Here is a 14,221-nt window from a genome sequence, read left to right as displayed (position 1 = left end):
CACCATGCTGGGAACTGGACTGGGCAGACGGGAGATCATCAGGCCGGCTTCGCCGCGCTGATGATCTCGGTCAGACGGATACCGAATCGCGACGCATCGTTTTCGAGCACCGTGATCTCGCCCTTGGCGATCTTGCGTCCGTTCACGACCACGTCGACCGGCTCGCCGATGCGCCGGTTGAGCGCGACCGTCGATCCCTTCTGAAGCGCCATCAACTCTGACACCTGCATCTCCGCGCTGCCGAGCACGATCTGCACGTCGACCGGGATGTTCATGATCACGCCGGCGTTGCGCGCGGAGGCATCAGCGCCAGGCTTTGCACCAGGCCGGTTCTCCTCTTCCTTCAGCACACCGCGCAGTTCCTCGATCGCCTTGTTGAGCTGCTCTTCCTGAACGTCGTGTTCGGTGGCCGCCGCTGTCTGACTCATCGCGCTCTCCAGTTCCGCATTTTTGGGTTCCGCTCAACCTTGGCCGGGCAGCAAACCATCCATGAAATCCTTGTCCTCGTCGAAGGGGCTCTTGACGCGAACGGTATAGTTTTGGCCGAGTTTGCCGAACTCGCATACGAACAGCGTTTTCTTGCGCGCCGAAAGCCGCGCCTCCGACTGGGCGTTCGGCTCAAGTTCGATGACCTGGCCCGCCTGCAGGTTGGCGAGATCGCCGAGCGTCATCCGCTGCAGCGGCATAGTCGCCTCAAGCTCGACCTTCGAGCGCATGACTTCGTCATTGAAGCGCTGGCGCCAATCTTCGGCCACCGCCGGTTCGGCTTCCGCCGCCTTGCCTCCCGTCCGATGCATGAGCACGCGCTGCGGCATGTGCAACTGCAAGGTTCCGATCGTTTCGCCGATGGCGATCGAGAAAACCAGCCGCACGGCCGGCCCATCGCGGAAGATCTTCCGCTTCAACTCGGTTCCGGTGAGCGCCGTCGGCAGTGGGAACTTGACGTTGAGCGCGCGCGCGCCCCAGCCGTTCACCGAGGTAGCGACCTCCTGAAACACGATACCGGCGACTTCGAGCTCGGTTGGCGAGAGTTCCCTGGCAATCGGGGTTATCGGCAGGTCCGGATCGCCGCCGAAAAGCGCTGAGACCACCACCGCTATGGCATCCGCGTCTATCAACATCACCAGCGCGTCGGACGACATCGGCGAAGCACCAATGGTCATCGCGAAGCGGCTGGTGTCCTGCGGCTTCACTTCAGAAAGGCGCGAAACGTCGACGCTCTTGAGCTCGATTGTCACAGGCGACGACAACGACCCGTTGAGGCCATCCGAGAACAGCGGCAGCGCGCGGGCGCCGAGCGCCCGCCCGGCTTCGACAACGTTGGCGTTGTCGCCGCGGTCGCCAACGAGGCGCTCGATGATGAAGGCTCTGGTATCTGCGGGGCTTGCGGGACTGGCCATGTCACATCCGCTCCGCTTTGGCGCATGTCATGGGTCAGGCCGCCTTCTTTACTTCGCCGTTGTTGAGGGTGCTCTGTTCGACGGCGTCGATCGACGGGCGGTCGTAAGCCGAGATCGTCTTGCGGCCGAACTCGATCGCCACCTGCGGCAGCGAGCCGTTGAGATAGGCGATCAGCGTCTGCTTCACGATGATGTAGAGACGGTTCTTCTTCTCGCGGACGATCTTGATCTTGGTGGCGATCGGCCCGACCACCGCATAGGAAAGGAAGATGCCGAGGAACGTGCCGACCAGCGCTGCGCCGATCAGCGCGCCGAGGATTTCCGGCGATTGGTCGAGGGCCCCCATCGCCTTGACGACGCCGAGGACGGCCGCGACGATACCGAGCGCCGGCAGGCCGTCGCCCATCGCCACCAACGCATGATAGCATTTCAGCTTATCGGCGCGGATGACCTGGATTTCCTCATCCATCAGCGCCTCGATCTCATGCGAGCGCGCGTTGCCGATGATGATGATGCGGCAGTAGTCGCAAATGAAATGCGTCAGGTCGTGATTCTTGAGCACGGTCGGAAACGCCTGGAAGACCGCCGATTCCATCGGGTTGTCGATATGCGCCTCGACCTCGCTGCGCGTCTTGGTGCGCAGTTCGCGCATCAGGCTGTGCAGGACGCCAAGCGTCTCGAGATAGTCGGTTTCCTTCGGAACGGCGTGTTTGAACGCCTCCAGGCAGGCCTTGCCGGTGTCCTTCACGGTCGCAATCGGATTGGCAACCAGAAAGGTGCCGAGTGCGGCGCCGCCGATGATGACAAGCTCCCAGGGCTGCATCAGCACTTCGATGTGCCCGCCCATCGCCATGAAGCCGCCAAGCACACAGCCGAGCGTCACCACCAATCCAATCAGAATGCCCACGTCGCGACCTTCCAGACTCTAACGTTCGGCAACACCTAACGCGCGTGCCTTGTGTGAAGCTTGAAAGGACGCGCGATACGCGAACCAGCTTCGCGCAAGCAAGCTTCCGTACATTCGCTGAAATGCTTCGGCCGGAGGCTCAAAAACCGTGGTCAACACCTATCTCAGCTATCAGCTGATCACTCGCGACCTGGCAAAATCCATCGACCGCGTCGAGGCGCAGCCCGGCGTGCAGCGCGACACCGCATACTACCTCGCCAACATCGGCAAGGTGAAGTCGATCGACGACTTCCTCAAGGATGACCGGCTCTACAGATATGCGATGAAAGCCCACGGGCTGGAAGCCATGTCCTACGCCAAGGCCTTCATCAAGAAGGCGCTGACGGAAGGCGTCTCGGACCCCAACAGCTTCGCCAACAAGCTGACCGACAAGCGTTACGCCGAATTCGTCAAGAGCTTCAACTTCGCGGCGATGGGCGAGATGACCACCGTCTACACGAAAGCCCAGCACGAGGCGGTCAGTAACTATCTGAACCAGGTGTCCCTGGAAGGCGGGAACCCCCAATCCAAGGCGGTTCAGGACGAGTCCAACTACTACCTCGCCAACATCTCCAAGGTGAAATCGATCGACGAGTTCATGGCGAACGACCGGTTGTATGCCTTCGCCATGAAGGCCTACGGCATTGAATCCTCCATCGACAACAAGGAGATGATGAGGAAGGTCCTGGAGGGCGGCATCCGCGATCCGAACAGCTTTGCCAACAGCATGATAGACCGGAAGTACGCGACGTTTGCCGCGGCATTCGACTTCGAGGCTAACGGCGAAAACGCCACGACCTATAATCCGGCGCAGCAGCCCGCCGTCGCCAAATACATGCGCCAGACGCTCGAAGAAGATGCCGGCGTCCAGAACGAGGGCGTGCGGCTGGCGCTCTATTTCGAGCGCAAGGCTCCCGGCATCAACAATTTCTACGATATTCTTGCCGATCCGGCGCTGGCCAAGGTGGTGCGGACGGCGCTCGGCCTGCCCGATTCATTCGCTGCGTCCGACATCGACCGCCAAGCCAAGCTGTTCGATGAAAAGCTGAACATCGACGATTTCACCGACCCGGAAAAGCTCGGCAAGTTCCTGACGCGCTTCACCAGCCTCTGGGAGGTCTCCAATTCCACATCGTCGCAGCCGTCCATCGCCATCCTCTACCAGCCAGTCGAACTCGGTATCTCAACCAACACGTTGCTGGCGATCCAGCAGATGAAACGCTGACGGGACCACAATGCAGAACGGCCTTTACGTCGCCCTTTCCTCGCAGATCGCACTCGAGAAGCGGATGACCACGATTGCCGACAACGTCGCCAATCTTGGCACTGTCGGGTACCGCGCCACCGGCGTGAAATTCGAGGATGTGGTGTCGGGCGTCGGCCAGAAGTCGGTATCGTTCACTTCCGCCGGCGATACCTATCTTTCCCAGATTTCGGGTTCGATGCGCCAAACGGGCAATCCTTTCGATTTCGCCGTCCAGGGCGATGCCTGGTTCGGCATCTCTACCCCGGCCGGCACGGTTATGACACGCGACGGCCGCTTCAGCATGACCGAGACCGGCCAACTGGTGACGCATGAGGGCCATCCGGTTCTTGACGCCGGCGGCGCGCCGCTCCAGCTCGATCCGCGCGGCGGCGCGCCTGTCGCCGGACGTGACGGGGCGCTGTACCAGAACGGCCAGGCGGCCGGCGCTATCGGCCTCTTCGACTTCAATCCGGGGCCGAATTTCACACGATACGGAAACTCCGGCGTCGTTCCCGCGACCCAGCCCGAACCGGTGGTGGATCGTACCGACATTGGCGTCGTCCAGGGCTTTGTCGAGGACTCCAATGTCAATCCGGTGCTCGAGATGACCCGCCTGATCATGGTACAGCGCGCGTTCGAGAACGCCGGCGCGATGATCCGCGACACCGAAACCGCATTCGACGACGCCATCAAGACGCTTGGCTCGCGATAGGCTGTCTGAAGGATGAGCCTGCCCCTGCCTGCCGTGGAGCAAGAACCCGCAAGGCCAGTGCCCGCGGGCGACAATGCGCTGGTCGTCCTCGACCGCCTCTATCGCCAGTTCTCGGATGAACGCACGCTGATCCGCCGTGGCGGCCGCATCACGGAAGTGTCGCCGACACACTACAAGGTGCGTGGCTTGTCCGACAGCGCACGTCTTGGCGATATCGTGGAGCACCGCAGCAATGGCGGTGCGAGGACCGGCGAGATCGTCCAGATCGGGCCTGATGAAGTTCTCGTTGCTCCCTACGGCAAGGCCGCCGATGCAGGCGTCGGCGACACCGTCTTCAATCGCGGCGCCTTCGAAGTCATACCCGACCATTCCTGGCGTGGCCGCGTGATCGACGCGCTTGGGCGCCCCATCGACGGCAAGGCGCCGCTCGCCATCGGTGATGCGTCGACGACAGCGCACGCCGGCGTGCCCGGCGCGCTCGAACGGCAGCGTGTCGGCACAGCGTTCCTGACCGGTGTCCGGGTCATCGACATCTTTACGCCACTGTGCTTCGGCCAGCGGCTCGGCGTCTTTGCAGGCTCAGGCGTTGGCAAATCGACCCTGCTCGCCATGCTGGCTGGAGCCGACGCGTTCGACACCGTCGTCGTCGCGCTGGTCGGCGAACGCGGCCGCGAAGTTCGCGAATTCCTCGAAGACACGATCGGCGCCAAGAGCATGGCCAAGACGGTTGCCGTCGTGGCGACCAGCGACGAGAGCGCCATGATGCGCAAGCGCGCGCCCGGCACCGCGATGCGGGTGGCGGAGCATTTTTGCCAGCGCGGCGACCGCGTCCTCCTGGTGCTCGATTCGATCACCCGCTTCGCCCACGCATTGCGCGAAGTCGCAACCGGCACCGGCGAACCGCCGGTGGCGCGGGGCTATCCCGCATCGGTCTTCACCGATCTTCCGAAACTTCTGGAGCGTGCCGGACCAGGCATCGACGGCGCCGGTTCAATCACCGCCATTCTCTCCGTGCTGGTCGACGGCGACGATCACAACGACCCGGTGGCCGACTCCGTGCGCGGCATCCTCGACGGCCACGTCGTTCTCGACCGCGCGCTGGCCGAGCAAGGTCGTTACCCGCCGGTCAATCCGCTGTCGTCGATTTCGCGCCTGGCCGGCAAGGCCTGGAGCGAGGACCAGCGGGGGCTGGTGTCGCGGCTGCGCGCGATGATCGCGCGGTACGAGGATACGCGCGACATCCGCCTGCTCGGCGCCTACCAGAGCGGCGCCGACCCGGAACTCGACATGGTGGTGCGCCAGGTGCCGCTGATCTACGAAGGGTTGATGCAATCGCCAAAGGATCCTCCGTCGGCCGATCCCTTTTCGGATCTGGCGCGTCATCTGAGGGGGAAGGAGAAGCCGAATGTCGGACAAGCAAGCTGACGGCATGGCTGCCATGATCCTGCGCATGCGCAAGATGTTGGAGAAGGAACAAGGCCAGACAGCCAGCCGCCTGTTTCGCCGCAAGCCCAAGCCGCGCCCGGCGTTCACCGCTGAAAAGAGATACGCAACCGGGCGGGGCGACTTCGTGGTCGCGGGCCTGGGCATCGGGCTTGGGCTCCTCTGCGCGCTGTTCCCCTGGTACATCTTCTTCAACCAGGAGCAGTTCGGTATCCGCGCCATCAAGTTCGAAGGCGGCGGCCAGGCTGACGGTCCGGTCGAACTTGCGATACAGCCGGAGCGGGTCGGCGCGCCAAGCGAGTCTGCGGAGATCCCGCCTTCCGGGCTCGACCTGCTCGCTACGGGAACATTGCCGAAAGAACCTGATGAAGCAGGCGTGCCGCCGCCAGGCCTTCGCGAGCAGCCGTTCCCGGCCGCAGGCGAGGAATTCAAGCTGGTCTTCGCCGCCAATGGCCGTGCCATGATCGAGGACGACAGCGGGCTGTTCGTCGTGCAACCGGGCTCGCGCCTGCCTGACAACAGCCGTGTCGCGGCGATTGAGCAGCGCGAAGGCCGATGGGTGCTGGTCACCACCGCCGACCAGGTAATCGAACTCGACCGTTGATTGCACCCAGGCCCGGACGCCCGACCGCAAGGTCCACGCAAGACTGATCCCCTAACCTCAATCTATCTCTCCGGGGGATTTGCCATGCAGCCTGTTTCTCTTTTTGACCTTGCCGCCCAGCAAGCGCGCTGGCTCTCGGTGCGCCAGTCGACCGTCGCCGGCAACATCGCCAATGTGAACACGCCGGGCTACCGGGCCGCCGATGTCGAGCCTTTCGAAAAAGTGCTCGATTCCAAGAGCGTCGCAATGAGGGCGACCGATCCGCGCCACATCTCACTCGGGGTCGGCGGCAGCGGCATAGCCGTGCGCAGCGAGGAAAACGACACCGCGGTCATGCCCTCCGAAAACAGCGTCGTAATGGAAACCGAACTGATGAAGGCCGGTGACGTCCGCCGCTCGTTCGAACTGAACACGGCGATCGTCAAGGCCTTCCATCGCATGACGTTGATGAGCCTGAAGGCCTGACATGGATCCGTTGTCGACAGCACTCAAGGTTGCCGCGTCGGGCATGACCGCCCAGTCGGAGCGGCTGCGCATCGTCTCGGAAAACCTTGCCAACGCGCAATCTACCGGAGAGACCCCGGGAGCCGAGCCCTACCGGCGCAAGACGATCACTTTCGCGGCCGAGGTCGACCGCGCCAGCGGCGGCACCGTCGTCGACGTGACATCGGTCTCGCGCGATCAGGGCGCCTTTCCGGTCGAGTTTCAGCCCGGCCACGAGGCCGCCGACGAAAACGGCTACGTCAAGATGCCCAACGTAAACGTACTGGTCGAAATGGCCGACATGCGCGAGGCAAACCGAGGCTACGAAGCCAATCTTCAATCCATCAAGCAGGCCCGTGACCTGATCTCCATGACCATAGACCTGATGAGGAACCAGTAATGATCACCGGTATCGGCATGCTCGACGGCGCTGGCAAGGTCAAAGAACCGGCCGGCGTATCCGAGATTGGAGCGGGCGCTGCAGGTGGTGTGAGCGTCGGTGGCTCCTTCGCGACGGCGCTGGCGGATGCCGCCACAACCGCAGTTGGTAATCTTCAGCACGCCGAACAGCTTTCCGTGCAGACGCTGCAGGGTGGCGACATCCAGACCCGCGACGTGGTCGACGCGGTCATGAACGCCGAGCAATCGCTACAGGCTGCGGTCGCCATCCGCGACAAGATCGTAGCCGCCTATCTCGAAGTCAGCCGTATGGCGATCTGAGGAACCACGATGAAAGCGCTAGCCATCGCCGCCACGGGCATGAACGCCCAGCAGACAAACCTCGAAGTCATCGCCAACAACATCGCCAACATCAACACGACGGGCTTCAAGCGCGCCCGAGCCGAATTTACCGACCTACTCTATCAGGTCGACCGGCCGCAGGGTGTACCGAACCGCGCCAACGAGAACATTGTCCCGGAAGGCGTGAGCATTGGCCTCGGCGTCAAGACCTCGGCCATCCGCAACGTGCACATCGAAGGATCGCTGACCAGTACCGGCAACAAATTCGATCTCGCGCTGACCGGCACCGGCTGGTTCCAGATTGAAGGCGCCGACGGCGAGACACTCTACAGCCGCGCCGGCGCCTTCAACACCAACGCCAATGGCCAGCTCGTTACGATAGACGGTTTCCCCGTCGTCCCGGCGATCAATGTTCCCGCCGACGCGGTCGAAGTCATCGTCAACAAGAGCGGCCAGGTGTTCGCACGGTTTGACGATCAGGCAGATCTCCAGGACCTCGGCCAGCTGACGCTGGCTACCTTCGCCAACGAAGCCGGCCTCGCACCGCTCGGAGACAATCTGTTTAAGGAAACCCCGGCATCCGGCCCCGCCAATGTCGGCGTACCCGGCGACCCAGGCTATGCGACGGTGGAACAGGGTTATCTCGAAAACTCCAATGTCGATCCGGTCAAGGAAATCACCGAGCTGATCTCGGCGCAGCGCGCCTATGAAATGAATTCGAAAGTCATCCAGGCGGCCGACGAAATGGCCGCTGTCGTGTCCAAGAACATCCGGTAGCCGGCCGTGCCACTCCGCCGAACCAGCATCGCAAGACCTCTCGCAAGCGCCGGGTTGGCGCTGCTGGCGTTTGCCATGCCGGCGGTCGCACAGGAGATCGCCGTGGTCACCAACCGTGTCGTCTATCCCGGCGAGACGATCGGCCTCGATGTGCTGCGAGAAGTCCCGGTCACCAACCGGAATCGCGACCTCTCCACCGTTGCAACCGTCGTCGAGCAGGTCGAAGGCAAGGTCGCGCGGCGTACCTTGCTGCCCGGCCGCTTCATTGCTGTCAACGCGGTGCGCGATGCCTATCTGGTCGAACAGGGTGCCGCCGTGCAGGTGATGTTTGTACATGGCGGGCTGACGATTTCGGCGAGTGCGGTGACCTTGCAGCCTGGTTCGGCCGGCGATGTCGTGAAGGTCCGCAATATCGACAGCGGCAACACTTTCACCGGCACGGTGATGGCCGACGGAACCATCCGGGTCGGCGCCACATGAAGCGTGCATTCGTTCTGCTCCTGGCCACACTTGTCGGCCTCACCGCCGGCCATGCCGACGGACCCGACGGCAAACCCGCCCAGGGCGCCGGCAAAAACCAGCAACTCGCCGCCGATTACAGCGGTGGAGAAGTACAGTTTCGTCCTTCCAGCGGTCCGATATCGCGCATCAAGGACATCGCGATGCTGCAAAGCGCCCGCGACAACCAATTGGTCGGCTACGGTCTGGTCATCGGCCTGTCGGGTTCTGGCGACAGCCTGCGCAATTCGCCTTTCACCGAGCAGTCCATCCGAGCGATGCTCGAAAATCTCGGCATCGCCACCGAGGGCGGCCGTTCGCGCGCCAAGAATGTCGCCGCGGTCATCGTTACCGCCAACATGCCGCCCTTCGTCCAGTCGGGCGCCCGCATCGACGTAACCGTCTCGTCGCTCGGCGATGCCACGTCGCTCACCGGCGGCACCCTGATCATGACGCCGCTCAAGGCCGCCGACGGCGAGATCTATGCCGTGGCCCAAGGTCCCGTCTCGGTTTCCGGTTTCAGCGCGCAAGGCGACGCCGAGACGCTGACGCAAGGCGTGCCGACCGCCGGCAGGGTGCCCAACGGCGCCATCGTCGAGCGGCAGGTCGCCGCCGAATTCGCGGATCTCGGTACGCTAACATTGCAGCTGCGCAATCCCGATTTCTCCACCGCGGTGATGATTGCCGATGCGATCAACGAATATTCCAGGCAGCGCTTCGGCAAGCGCCTCGCGTCCGAGCAGGATGCACGCACGGTCCTGATCAACAAGCCGAAGGGCATTTCCCCTGCCCGTTTCTTCGCCGAGCTGGAAAACCTGGTCGTCGCCACGGATGCACCGGCGCGCGTCGTCATCGACGAGCGCACCGGCACCATCGTCATCGGCCAGGATGTCCGGATTTCGAAGGTCGCGATCAGCCACGGCACCCTGACGGTGCGGATCAAGGAGATGCCGCGGGTTGTCCAGCCCGAGCCGTTCTCGCGCGGCCAGACGGCGGAGGAGCCCTTCACGGATATTCAGGCCGATCGGCCCGATTCCAAGGTCGCCCTTCTCGACGGACCCGATCTGGAGACGCTGGTTGCCGGCCTCAATCGCCTTGGCGTGAAGCCTGACGGCATCATCGCCATCCTGCAGGGCATCAAATCGGCAGGCGCCCTGCAAGCCGATCTCGTCGTGCAATAGGTGCGTAAGATGATTGCGCTGCCCTCAACAACGTTTCGCAAGGCGGCGCCGGTCGCCTGCACCTTTGCCGCTATGCTTTTGCTCGGCGCGCAGCCTGCGGCCACCGAGGCGGCGGCGCCGAATGTCGCGACCCGCAGCGTCGGCGACGCGCCCGTGATAACCGCCGCGGCACCCGCAACCGGTACAGAGCCAGCCACCGAGATCCAGCGCTTCTGCTCCAACATAGCAGACGCCGCGCGCGACCGCCGTTACGCGCTTCAGGCGCAAGAACTCCAGACGCTGCAAGGCGAAATCGACAAGCGCATAAAGGTGCTCGAGGAAAAGCGCGCCGAATACGAGGGATGGCTGAAGCGTCGCAACGACTTCATGGCCGAGGCCGAGGAAGGCGTCATCAAGATCTATTCCCGCATGCGTCCGGATGCCGCCGCAGAGCGGCTTGCCGAAGTCGACGCCGAACTCGCCGCCGCCATTTTGATGAAGCTCGATTCCCGGCAGGCAGGCGTGATCCTCAACGAGATGGAACGCAAGGCCGCCGCGATGCTGACTGGTATAATGGCAAGCGCGGCGCGCGAGAAAGACCCGACATGAGACTCTATGCCTTCGCCGCGCTCGCGCTTGCCGCTCTCGCCGGCTGCACATCGAACAACGAGATCGGCATTCCGCCGAGGATGTCTGCTGTCGGAACCGGTGTCGGCGCCGCCCAGTCGGTCTATACCTATCCCGAACAGCCCGCCGCGCCGGTCAAACGCTTCTCGCTGTGGGACGATCGCCAGAGCCGGCTATTCACCGACCGCCGTGCGTTCCTGGCCGGTGACATCCTTACAGTCCGCATCTCCATCAAGGACCGGGCGAAGTTCAAGAACGAATCCGAGCGCAGCCGCACCGCCAACCGCAGCCTGGGCTTCAGCGCCGGGCTCGAATGGGACGGCTACAAGACTTCCGGCAAAGGCGATGCCGACATCCATTCGGGCACCGAGAGCGCAGGCGCCGGCGCCACCGAGCGTTCGGAAGCCATCGACCTGCTGGTCGCCGCCGTGGTCACCGAAGTTCTGCCCAACGGCAATCTGATGATACAGGGATCGCAAGAGGTCCGCGTCAACGCGGAACTGCGGATCCTGACGATCGCCGGCATCGTTCGGCCATCCGACATCGGTGGCGAGAACACGATTTCCTACGAGCGTATCGCCGAGGCCCGCATCTCCTACGGCGGCCGCGGCCGCCTGACGGAAGTGCAGCAGCCGCCATACGGCCAGCAGTTCCTCGACAACGTCTTGCCCTTCTAGTGGAGCGCGGCTGAAAGTGGCCAACACCGAGCAAGTCGTCCCGCACAAGCAAGGTCCGTCGCTGATGATCCAGATCGCGATGCTGCTCGGGGTGACGGCAGTGGCGATCGGCATGGGCTGGCTGTCGGGGAACTATCTCAACGACTCCACCGGCGCCAAGATGCCTGGCGCTGAGGCCAGCGCCCAGGCGCCGGCTGCTGAGGGCGAACATGCCGCGGGAGCGCCGCTTTCGAGCATCGTGGTCCTGCCTCCCATCACCACCAACCTCGCCGCGCCGGACGAGATCTGGGTGCGCCTGGAAGTCGCGCTCGCATTCGACGCGCCGCCGCCGGAGAACCTGGCCGACAACATCCACCAAGATCTTCTCGGCTTCCTCCGCTCGGTGAAGCTGCATCAGATCGAGGGCGCCAGCGGCTTCCAGCACCTCAAGGAAGACCTTGAGGAGCGCGCGAAGATTCGCAGCGACGGTGCCGTCAAGAAACTCTTGATCCGGACTTTGATTTTCGAATGAGAGTTCTCCGTTTTCTCCCGCTTCTGCTCCTGGCAAGCGGGTCGGCAGCACACGCCCAGCAGATCGATCTCGGCGCCATCGGCCAGGCCGACGGCACCACCATCGGCTACATCATCCAGATGTTCGGATTGCTGACGGTCCTTTCGATCGCACCCGGCTTGCTGATCATGGTGACGAGCTTCACGCGCTTTATCATCGCCTTCTCGATCCTGCGCACCGGCATCGGGCTGCAGACGACGCCGGCCAACATGATCCTGATCAGCCTCGCTTTGTTCATGACCTTCTATGTGATGGCGCCGACTTTCGATCAGGCGTGGAACAACGGCGTCAAACCGCTGATGGACAATCAGATCGACGAGACCGTCGCCGTGGAGCGGATCGCCGAACCCTTCCGCGCATTCATGGTCAAGAATGTCCGCGAGAAGGATTTTGCGCTGTTTGCCGATCTTGCCCGCGAACGCGGCCAGACCGTTTCGGAAGAGGCCGTGGACCTGCGCATCCTCGTCCCCGCGTTCATGATTTCCGAAATCCGCCGCGGCTTCGAGATCGGCTTCCTCATCGTGCTGCCCTTTCTGGTCATCGACCTGATCGTGGCCACCATCACCATGGCGATGGGCATGATGATGCTGCCCCCAACCGTGGTTTCCCTGCCTTTTAAGATTTTGTTTTTCGTGTTGATCGATGGCTGGAATCTTTTGGTGGGCAGCCTGGTTCGCTCCTTCACCTGATCGCGCACGAAAAAATTCGTTCAAACAAAGAGATAGCTGAAATCTAGGGTTGCGCGCGCTGAACCCGCACGCTAGATTCATACAATCGCGTTATCTCTTTGGTAGGAATTCCCGACCATAAGTGCAGCGATACAGACGGGTTGATCCCCACGGCGGGATCATAGGCATGATGCCGCTCCGTCTTCGCCGGTAACGTCCGGCATGTCCCGCGAAAATTATTTCACACAAGGGGCAGGACCTATGTCCAGCATTCTCACTAACGCATCGGCAATGACGGCTCTCCAGAGCCTGAACGCAACCAACAAGAACCTCGCCACCACCCAGAGCCGCATCTCCACCGGCATGCGCGTCGCGCAGGCTTCGGACAACGCCGCTTACTGGTCGATCGCCAGCACGATGCGTTCGGACAACCAGGCGATGGGCACCATCAAGGAAGCTCTCGGTCTTGGCGCTGCTCAGGTCGACATTGCCTATACCGCCATGGACAAGGTGAAGCAGACTCTCGACACCTTGAAGTCGAAGCTGGTCACCGCGTCGCAGCCGAACATCGACAAGTCGAAGATCCAGTCCGAAATCAAGGAGCTTCAGAACGACCTGAAGACCTACGCCGAGTCGGCCTCCTTCTCGGGCGGCAACTGGCTGTCGGTCGACAAGAGCAGCACTGCCAAGGTGGTTGCTTCGTTCTTGCGCGGCGCTGACGGCTCCATCTCGCTCGGCACCATCGACGTCGACACCGCCAAGACCGCGCTTTTCAACCGGGATGCCAATCAGGCCGGCCTCCTGGAAAAGGGCGCCGCCCTGACGGCAGCGAGCGGCGCAGGCATCGCGATCTATACCGGCGCGGCGACCCCGGTTGCCGGCACCGTCGGCGCCGACACGCTCCCCGGCACCGCTGACGATACAGCGGCAACAGCGACGTTCGGCGCGCATGCCAACTTCGCGCTGGACGGCAATGACGCGATCAGCTTCGAAGTGACGCTGAATGGCGGCACGTCCAAGACGATCCGTATCGACCGCGACACGATCACCGCCGCCGGCTTGGCCAACGGTGCTGTCACCAGCGCCGCCGAAATGGCGACTGTCATGACCCAGGCGCTGAAGAGCGCCGGCCTCGACAGCAAGGTAGCTGCAAGCGTCGCCGGCGGCGCTCTCGTGCTGACCACGACGGAAAAGGGCCCCAACGCGACGATCGCCGTCGCCAACGGCGCTTCCAGCGACAACGGCAACTTTGTCGACGCCACCAGCATCGACATCACTGCCGCCACGTCGGGCCAGCTCAGCCAGTACCTGCAGGGCGTCGAAAACATGCTCAGCGCGGTGACGACGGCTGCTTCGGACCTCGGCGCCATCAAGACCCGTATCGGTTCGCAGCAGACCTTCGTGAAGGATCTGATGAGCGCCGTGGATCGCGGTGTTGGCGCCCTCGTCGATGCCGACATGAACGAAGAGTCGACCCGCCTGCAGGCCCTTCAGGTCCAGCAGCAGCTCGGCATTCAGTCTCTGTCGATCGCCAACGGCAGCGCCCAGCAGATCATGTCGCTGTTCCGCGGCTAATCCGAACCGTCTCACGAATAGGCAACAACAATCCGTCGGGTCGCGCTTTCGAGCGCGGCCCGATTTCATTTTCGCACAAGCTTCGGCGTTTAGGGTCCCGCTTCATGACCAGTC

At 62.9% G+C, this 14,221-nt stretch carries 18 protein-coding genes; 15 read left to right on the top strand and 3 right to left on the bottom strand.

Annotated features, from left to right (window positions below; translation table 11 throughout):
- Window positions 1–38 precede the first annotated feature (38 nt).
- The 3 genes from fliN to motA are packed head-to-tail and all read right to left on the bottom strand — an operon-like array spanning window position 39 to window position 2,307.
- On the bottom strand, window positions 39–428 hold the full coding sequence (gene fliN / locus F3H98_RS22620; RefSeq protein ID WP_149762597.1) for a flagellar motor switch protein FliN: 390 nt from the start codon (window positions 426–428) through the stop codon (window positions 39–41).
- Window positions 429–461: 33 nt separating this feature from the next.
- Window positions 462–1,400, bottom strand: a complete 939-nt coding sequence (locus F3H98_RS22615; RefSeq protein ID WP_149762596.1) for a FliM/FliN family flagellar motor switch protein — start codon at window positions 1,398–1,400, stop codon at window positions 462–464.
- Between the two features lie 34 nt (window positions 1,401–1,434).
- Entirely contained in the window at window positions 1,435–2,307 is an 873-nt protein-coding gene (motA, locus tag F3H98_RS22610) for a flagellar motor stator protein MotA (RefSeq protein ID WP_149762595.1), read from the bottom strand.
- 148 nt (window positions 2,308–2,455) lie between these two features.
- On the opposite strand from motA, the gene F3H98_RS22605 reads away from it, so the two are divergent.
- The 15 genes from F3H98_RS22605 to F3H98_RS22535 all read left to right on the top strand — a co-directional run bounded on the left by F3H98_RS22605 (window position 2,456) and on the right by F3H98_RS22535 (window position 14,107).
- Window positions 2,456–3,571, top strand: coding sequence for a DUF1217 domain-containing protein (locus F3H98_RS22605; RefSeq protein ID WP_149762594.1), 1,116 nt, complete (start codon window positions 2,456–2,458; stop codon window positions 3,569–3,571).
- A 10-nt stretch (window positions 3,572–3,581) separates the two neighbouring features.
- The gene (gene flgF / locus F3H98_RS22600) at window positions 3,582–4,304 is read left to right on the top strand and encodes a flagellar basal-body rod protein FlgF (RefSeq protein WP_149762593.1); all 723 of its coding nucleotides are present in this window, start codon (window positions 3,582–3,584) and stop codon (window positions 4,302–4,304) included.
- 12 nt (window positions 4,305–4,316) lie between these two features.
- Window positions 4,317–5,729 carry a flagellar protein export ATPase FliI gene (gene fliI, locus F3H98_RS22595; RefSeq protein WP_149762592.1) on the top strand — a complete coding sequence of 471 codons (1,413 nt, stop codon included), beginning with the start codon at window positions 4,317–4,319 and terminating at the stop codon, window positions 5,727–5,729.
- Entirely contained in the window at window positions 5,710–6,351 is a 642-nt protein-coding gene (locus F3H98_RS22590) for a hypothetical protein (protein WP_149762591.1), read from the top strand. The genes fliI and F3H98_RS22590 overlap by 20 nt, the downstream gene beginning before the upstream one ends.
- 84 nt (window positions 6,352–6,435) lie before the next feature.
- A complete protein-coding gene (gene flgB, locus F3H98_RS22585; RefSeq protein ID WP_149762590.1) occupies window positions 6,436–6,816 on the top strand; it encodes a flagellar basal body rod protein FlgB in 381 nt (126 codons plus the stop codon).
- 1 nt (window position 6,817) lies between these two features.
- Entirely contained in the window at window positions 6,818–7,234 is a 417-nt protein-coding gene (gene flgC / locus F3H98_RS22580) for a flagellar basal body rod protein FlgC (RefSeq protein ID WP_149762589.1), read from the top strand.
- Window positions 7,234–7,554, top strand: a complete 321-nt coding sequence (gene fliE / locus F3H98_RS22575) for a flagellar hook-basal body complex protein FliE (RefSeq protein ID WP_149762588.1) — start codon at window positions 7,234–7,236, stop codon at window positions 7,552–7,554. Before flgC ends, fliE begins: the two co-directional genes overlap by 1 nt.
- A 9-nt stretch (window positions 7,555–7,563) precedes the next feature.
- Entirely contained in the window at window positions 7,564–8,352 is a 789-nt protein-coding gene (flgG, locus tag F3H98_RS22570; RefSeq protein ID WP_149762587.1) for a flagellar basal-body rod protein FlgG, read from the top strand.
- A gap of 75 nt (window positions 8,353–8,427) precedes the next feature.
- A complete protein-coding gene (gene flgA, locus F3H98_RS22565; protein WP_280178022.1) occupies window positions 8,428–8,832 on the top strand; it encodes a flagellar basal body P-ring formation chaperone FlgA in 405 nt (134 codons plus the stop codon).
- Window positions 8,829–10,031 carry a flagellar basal body P-ring protein FlgI gene (locus tag F3H98_RS22560; RefSeq protein ID WP_149762585.1) on the top strand — a complete coding sequence of 401 codons (1,203 nt, stop codon included), beginning with the start codon at window positions 8,829–8,831 and terminating at the stop codon, window positions 10,029–10,031. Before flgA ends, F3H98_RS22560 begins: the two co-directional genes overlap by 4 nt.
- A gap of 9 nt (window positions 10,032–10,040) precedes the next feature.
- Window positions 10,041–10,619 (top strand): MotE family protein, encoded by a 579-nt coding sequence (locus F3H98_RS22555; RefSeq protein WP_244621849.1) that lies wholly within the window; start codon window positions 10,041–10,043, stop codon window positions 10,617–10,619.
- On the top strand, window positions 10,616–11,314 hold the full coding sequence (gene flgH, locus F3H98_RS22550) for a flagellar basal body L-ring protein FlgH (RefSeq protein ID WP_149762584.1): 699 nt from the start codon (window positions 10,616–10,618) through the stop codon (window positions 11,312–11,314). The genes F3H98_RS22555 and flgH overlap by 4 nt, the downstream gene beginning before the upstream one ends.
- A gap of 16 nt (window positions 11,315–11,330) precedes the next feature.
- Window positions 11,331–11,825: a flagellar basal body-associated FliL family protein gene (locus F3H98_RS22545; RefSeq protein WP_149762583.1), complete on the top strand. Its 495-nt coding sequence runs from the start codon at window positions 11,331–11,333 to the stop codon at window positions 11,823–11,825.
- Window positions 11,822–12,553, top strand: a complete 732-nt coding sequence (fliP, locus tag F3H98_RS22540; RefSeq protein ID WP_149762582.1) for a flagellar type III secretion system pore protein FliP — start codon at window positions 11,822–11,824, stop codon at window positions 12,551–12,553. Before F3H98_RS22545 ends, fliP begins: the two co-directional genes overlap by 4 nt.
- Before the next feature lie 240 nt (window positions 12,554–12,793).
- On the top strand, window positions 12,794–14,107 hold the full coding sequence (locus F3H98_RS22535) for a flagellin N-terminal helical domain-containing protein (protein WP_188130521.1): 1,314 nt from the start codon (window positions 12,794–12,796) through the stop codon (window positions 14,105–14,107).
- Window positions 14,108–14,221 lie beyond the last annotated feature (114 nt).

It is taken from the genome of Neomesorhizobium albiziae (assembly GCF_900114255.1).
In the GTDB taxonomy this organism is placed as follows: Bacteria; Pseudomonadota; Alphaproteobacteria; order Rhizobiales; family Rhizobiaceae; genus Neomesorhizobium; species Neomesorhizobium albiziae.
This window is presented reverse-complemented; position numbering and strand designations above follow the sequence as displayed.

What these genes read in the sequence shown, in the direction of transcription:
- fliN (WP_149762597.1), bottom strand. Translation starts at nt 428, where the DNA reads ATGAGTCAGACAGCGGCGGCCACCGAACACGACGTTCAGGAAGAGCAG.
- F3H98_RS22615 (WP_149762596.1), bottom strand. Translation starts at nt 1,400, where the DNA reads ATGGCCAGTCCCGCAAGCCCCGCAGATACCAGAGCCTTCATCATCGAG.
- flgF (WP_149762593.1), top strand. Translation starts at nt 3,582, where the DNA reads ATGCAGAACGGCCTTTACGTCGCCCTTTCCTCGCAGATCGCACTCGAG.
- fliI (WP_149762592.1), top strand. Translation starts at nt 4,317, where the DNA reads ATGAGCCTGCCCCTGCCTGCCGTGGAGCAAGAACCCGCAAGGCCAGTG.
- F3H98_RS22590 (WP_149762591.1), top strand. Translation starts at nt 5,710, where the DNA reads ATGTCGGACAAGCAAGCTGACGGCATGGCTGCCATGATCCTGCGCATG.
- flgB (WP_149762590.1), top strand. Translation starts at nt 6,436, where the DNA reads ATGCAGCCTGTTTCTCTTTTTGACCTTGCCGCCCAGCAAGCGCGCTGG.
- flgC (WP_149762589.1), top strand. Translation starts at nt 6,818, where the DNA reads ATGGATCCGTTGTCGACAGCACTCAAGGTTGCCGCGTCGGGCATGACC.
- fliE (WP_149762588.1), top strand. Translation starts at nt 7,234, where the DNA reads ATGATCACCGGTATCGGCATGCTCGACGGCGCTGGCAAGGTCAAAGAA.
- flgG (WP_149762587.1), top strand. Translation starts at nt 7,564, where the DNA reads ATGAAAGCGCTAGCCATCGCCGCCACGGGCATGAACGCCCAGCAGACA.
- flgA (WP_280178022.1), top strand. Translation starts at nt 8,428, where the DNA reads ATGCCGGCGGTCGCACAGGAGATCGCCGTGGTCACCAACCGTGTCGTC.
- F3H98_RS22560 (WP_149762585.1), top strand. Translation starts at nt 8,829, where the DNA reads ATGAAGCGTGCATTCGTTCTGCTCCTGGCCACACTTGTCGGCCTCACC.
- F3H98_RS22555 (WP_244621849.1), top strand. Translation starts at nt 10,041, where the DNA reads ATGATTGCGCTGCCCTCAACAACGTTTCGCAAGGCGGCGCCGGTCGCC.
- flgH (WP_149762584.1), top strand. Translation starts at nt 10,616, where the DNA reads ATGAGACTCTATGCCTTCGCCGCGCTCGCGCTTGCCGCTCTCGCCGGC.
- fliP (WP_149762582.1), top strand. Translation starts at nt 11,822, where the DNA reads ATGAGAGTTCTCCGTTTTCTCCCGCTTCTGCTCCTGGCAAGCGGGTCG.
- F3H98_RS22535 (WP_188130521.1), top strand. Translation starts at nt 12,794, where the DNA reads ATGTCCAGCATTCTCACTAACGCATCGGCAATGACGGCTCTCCAGAGC.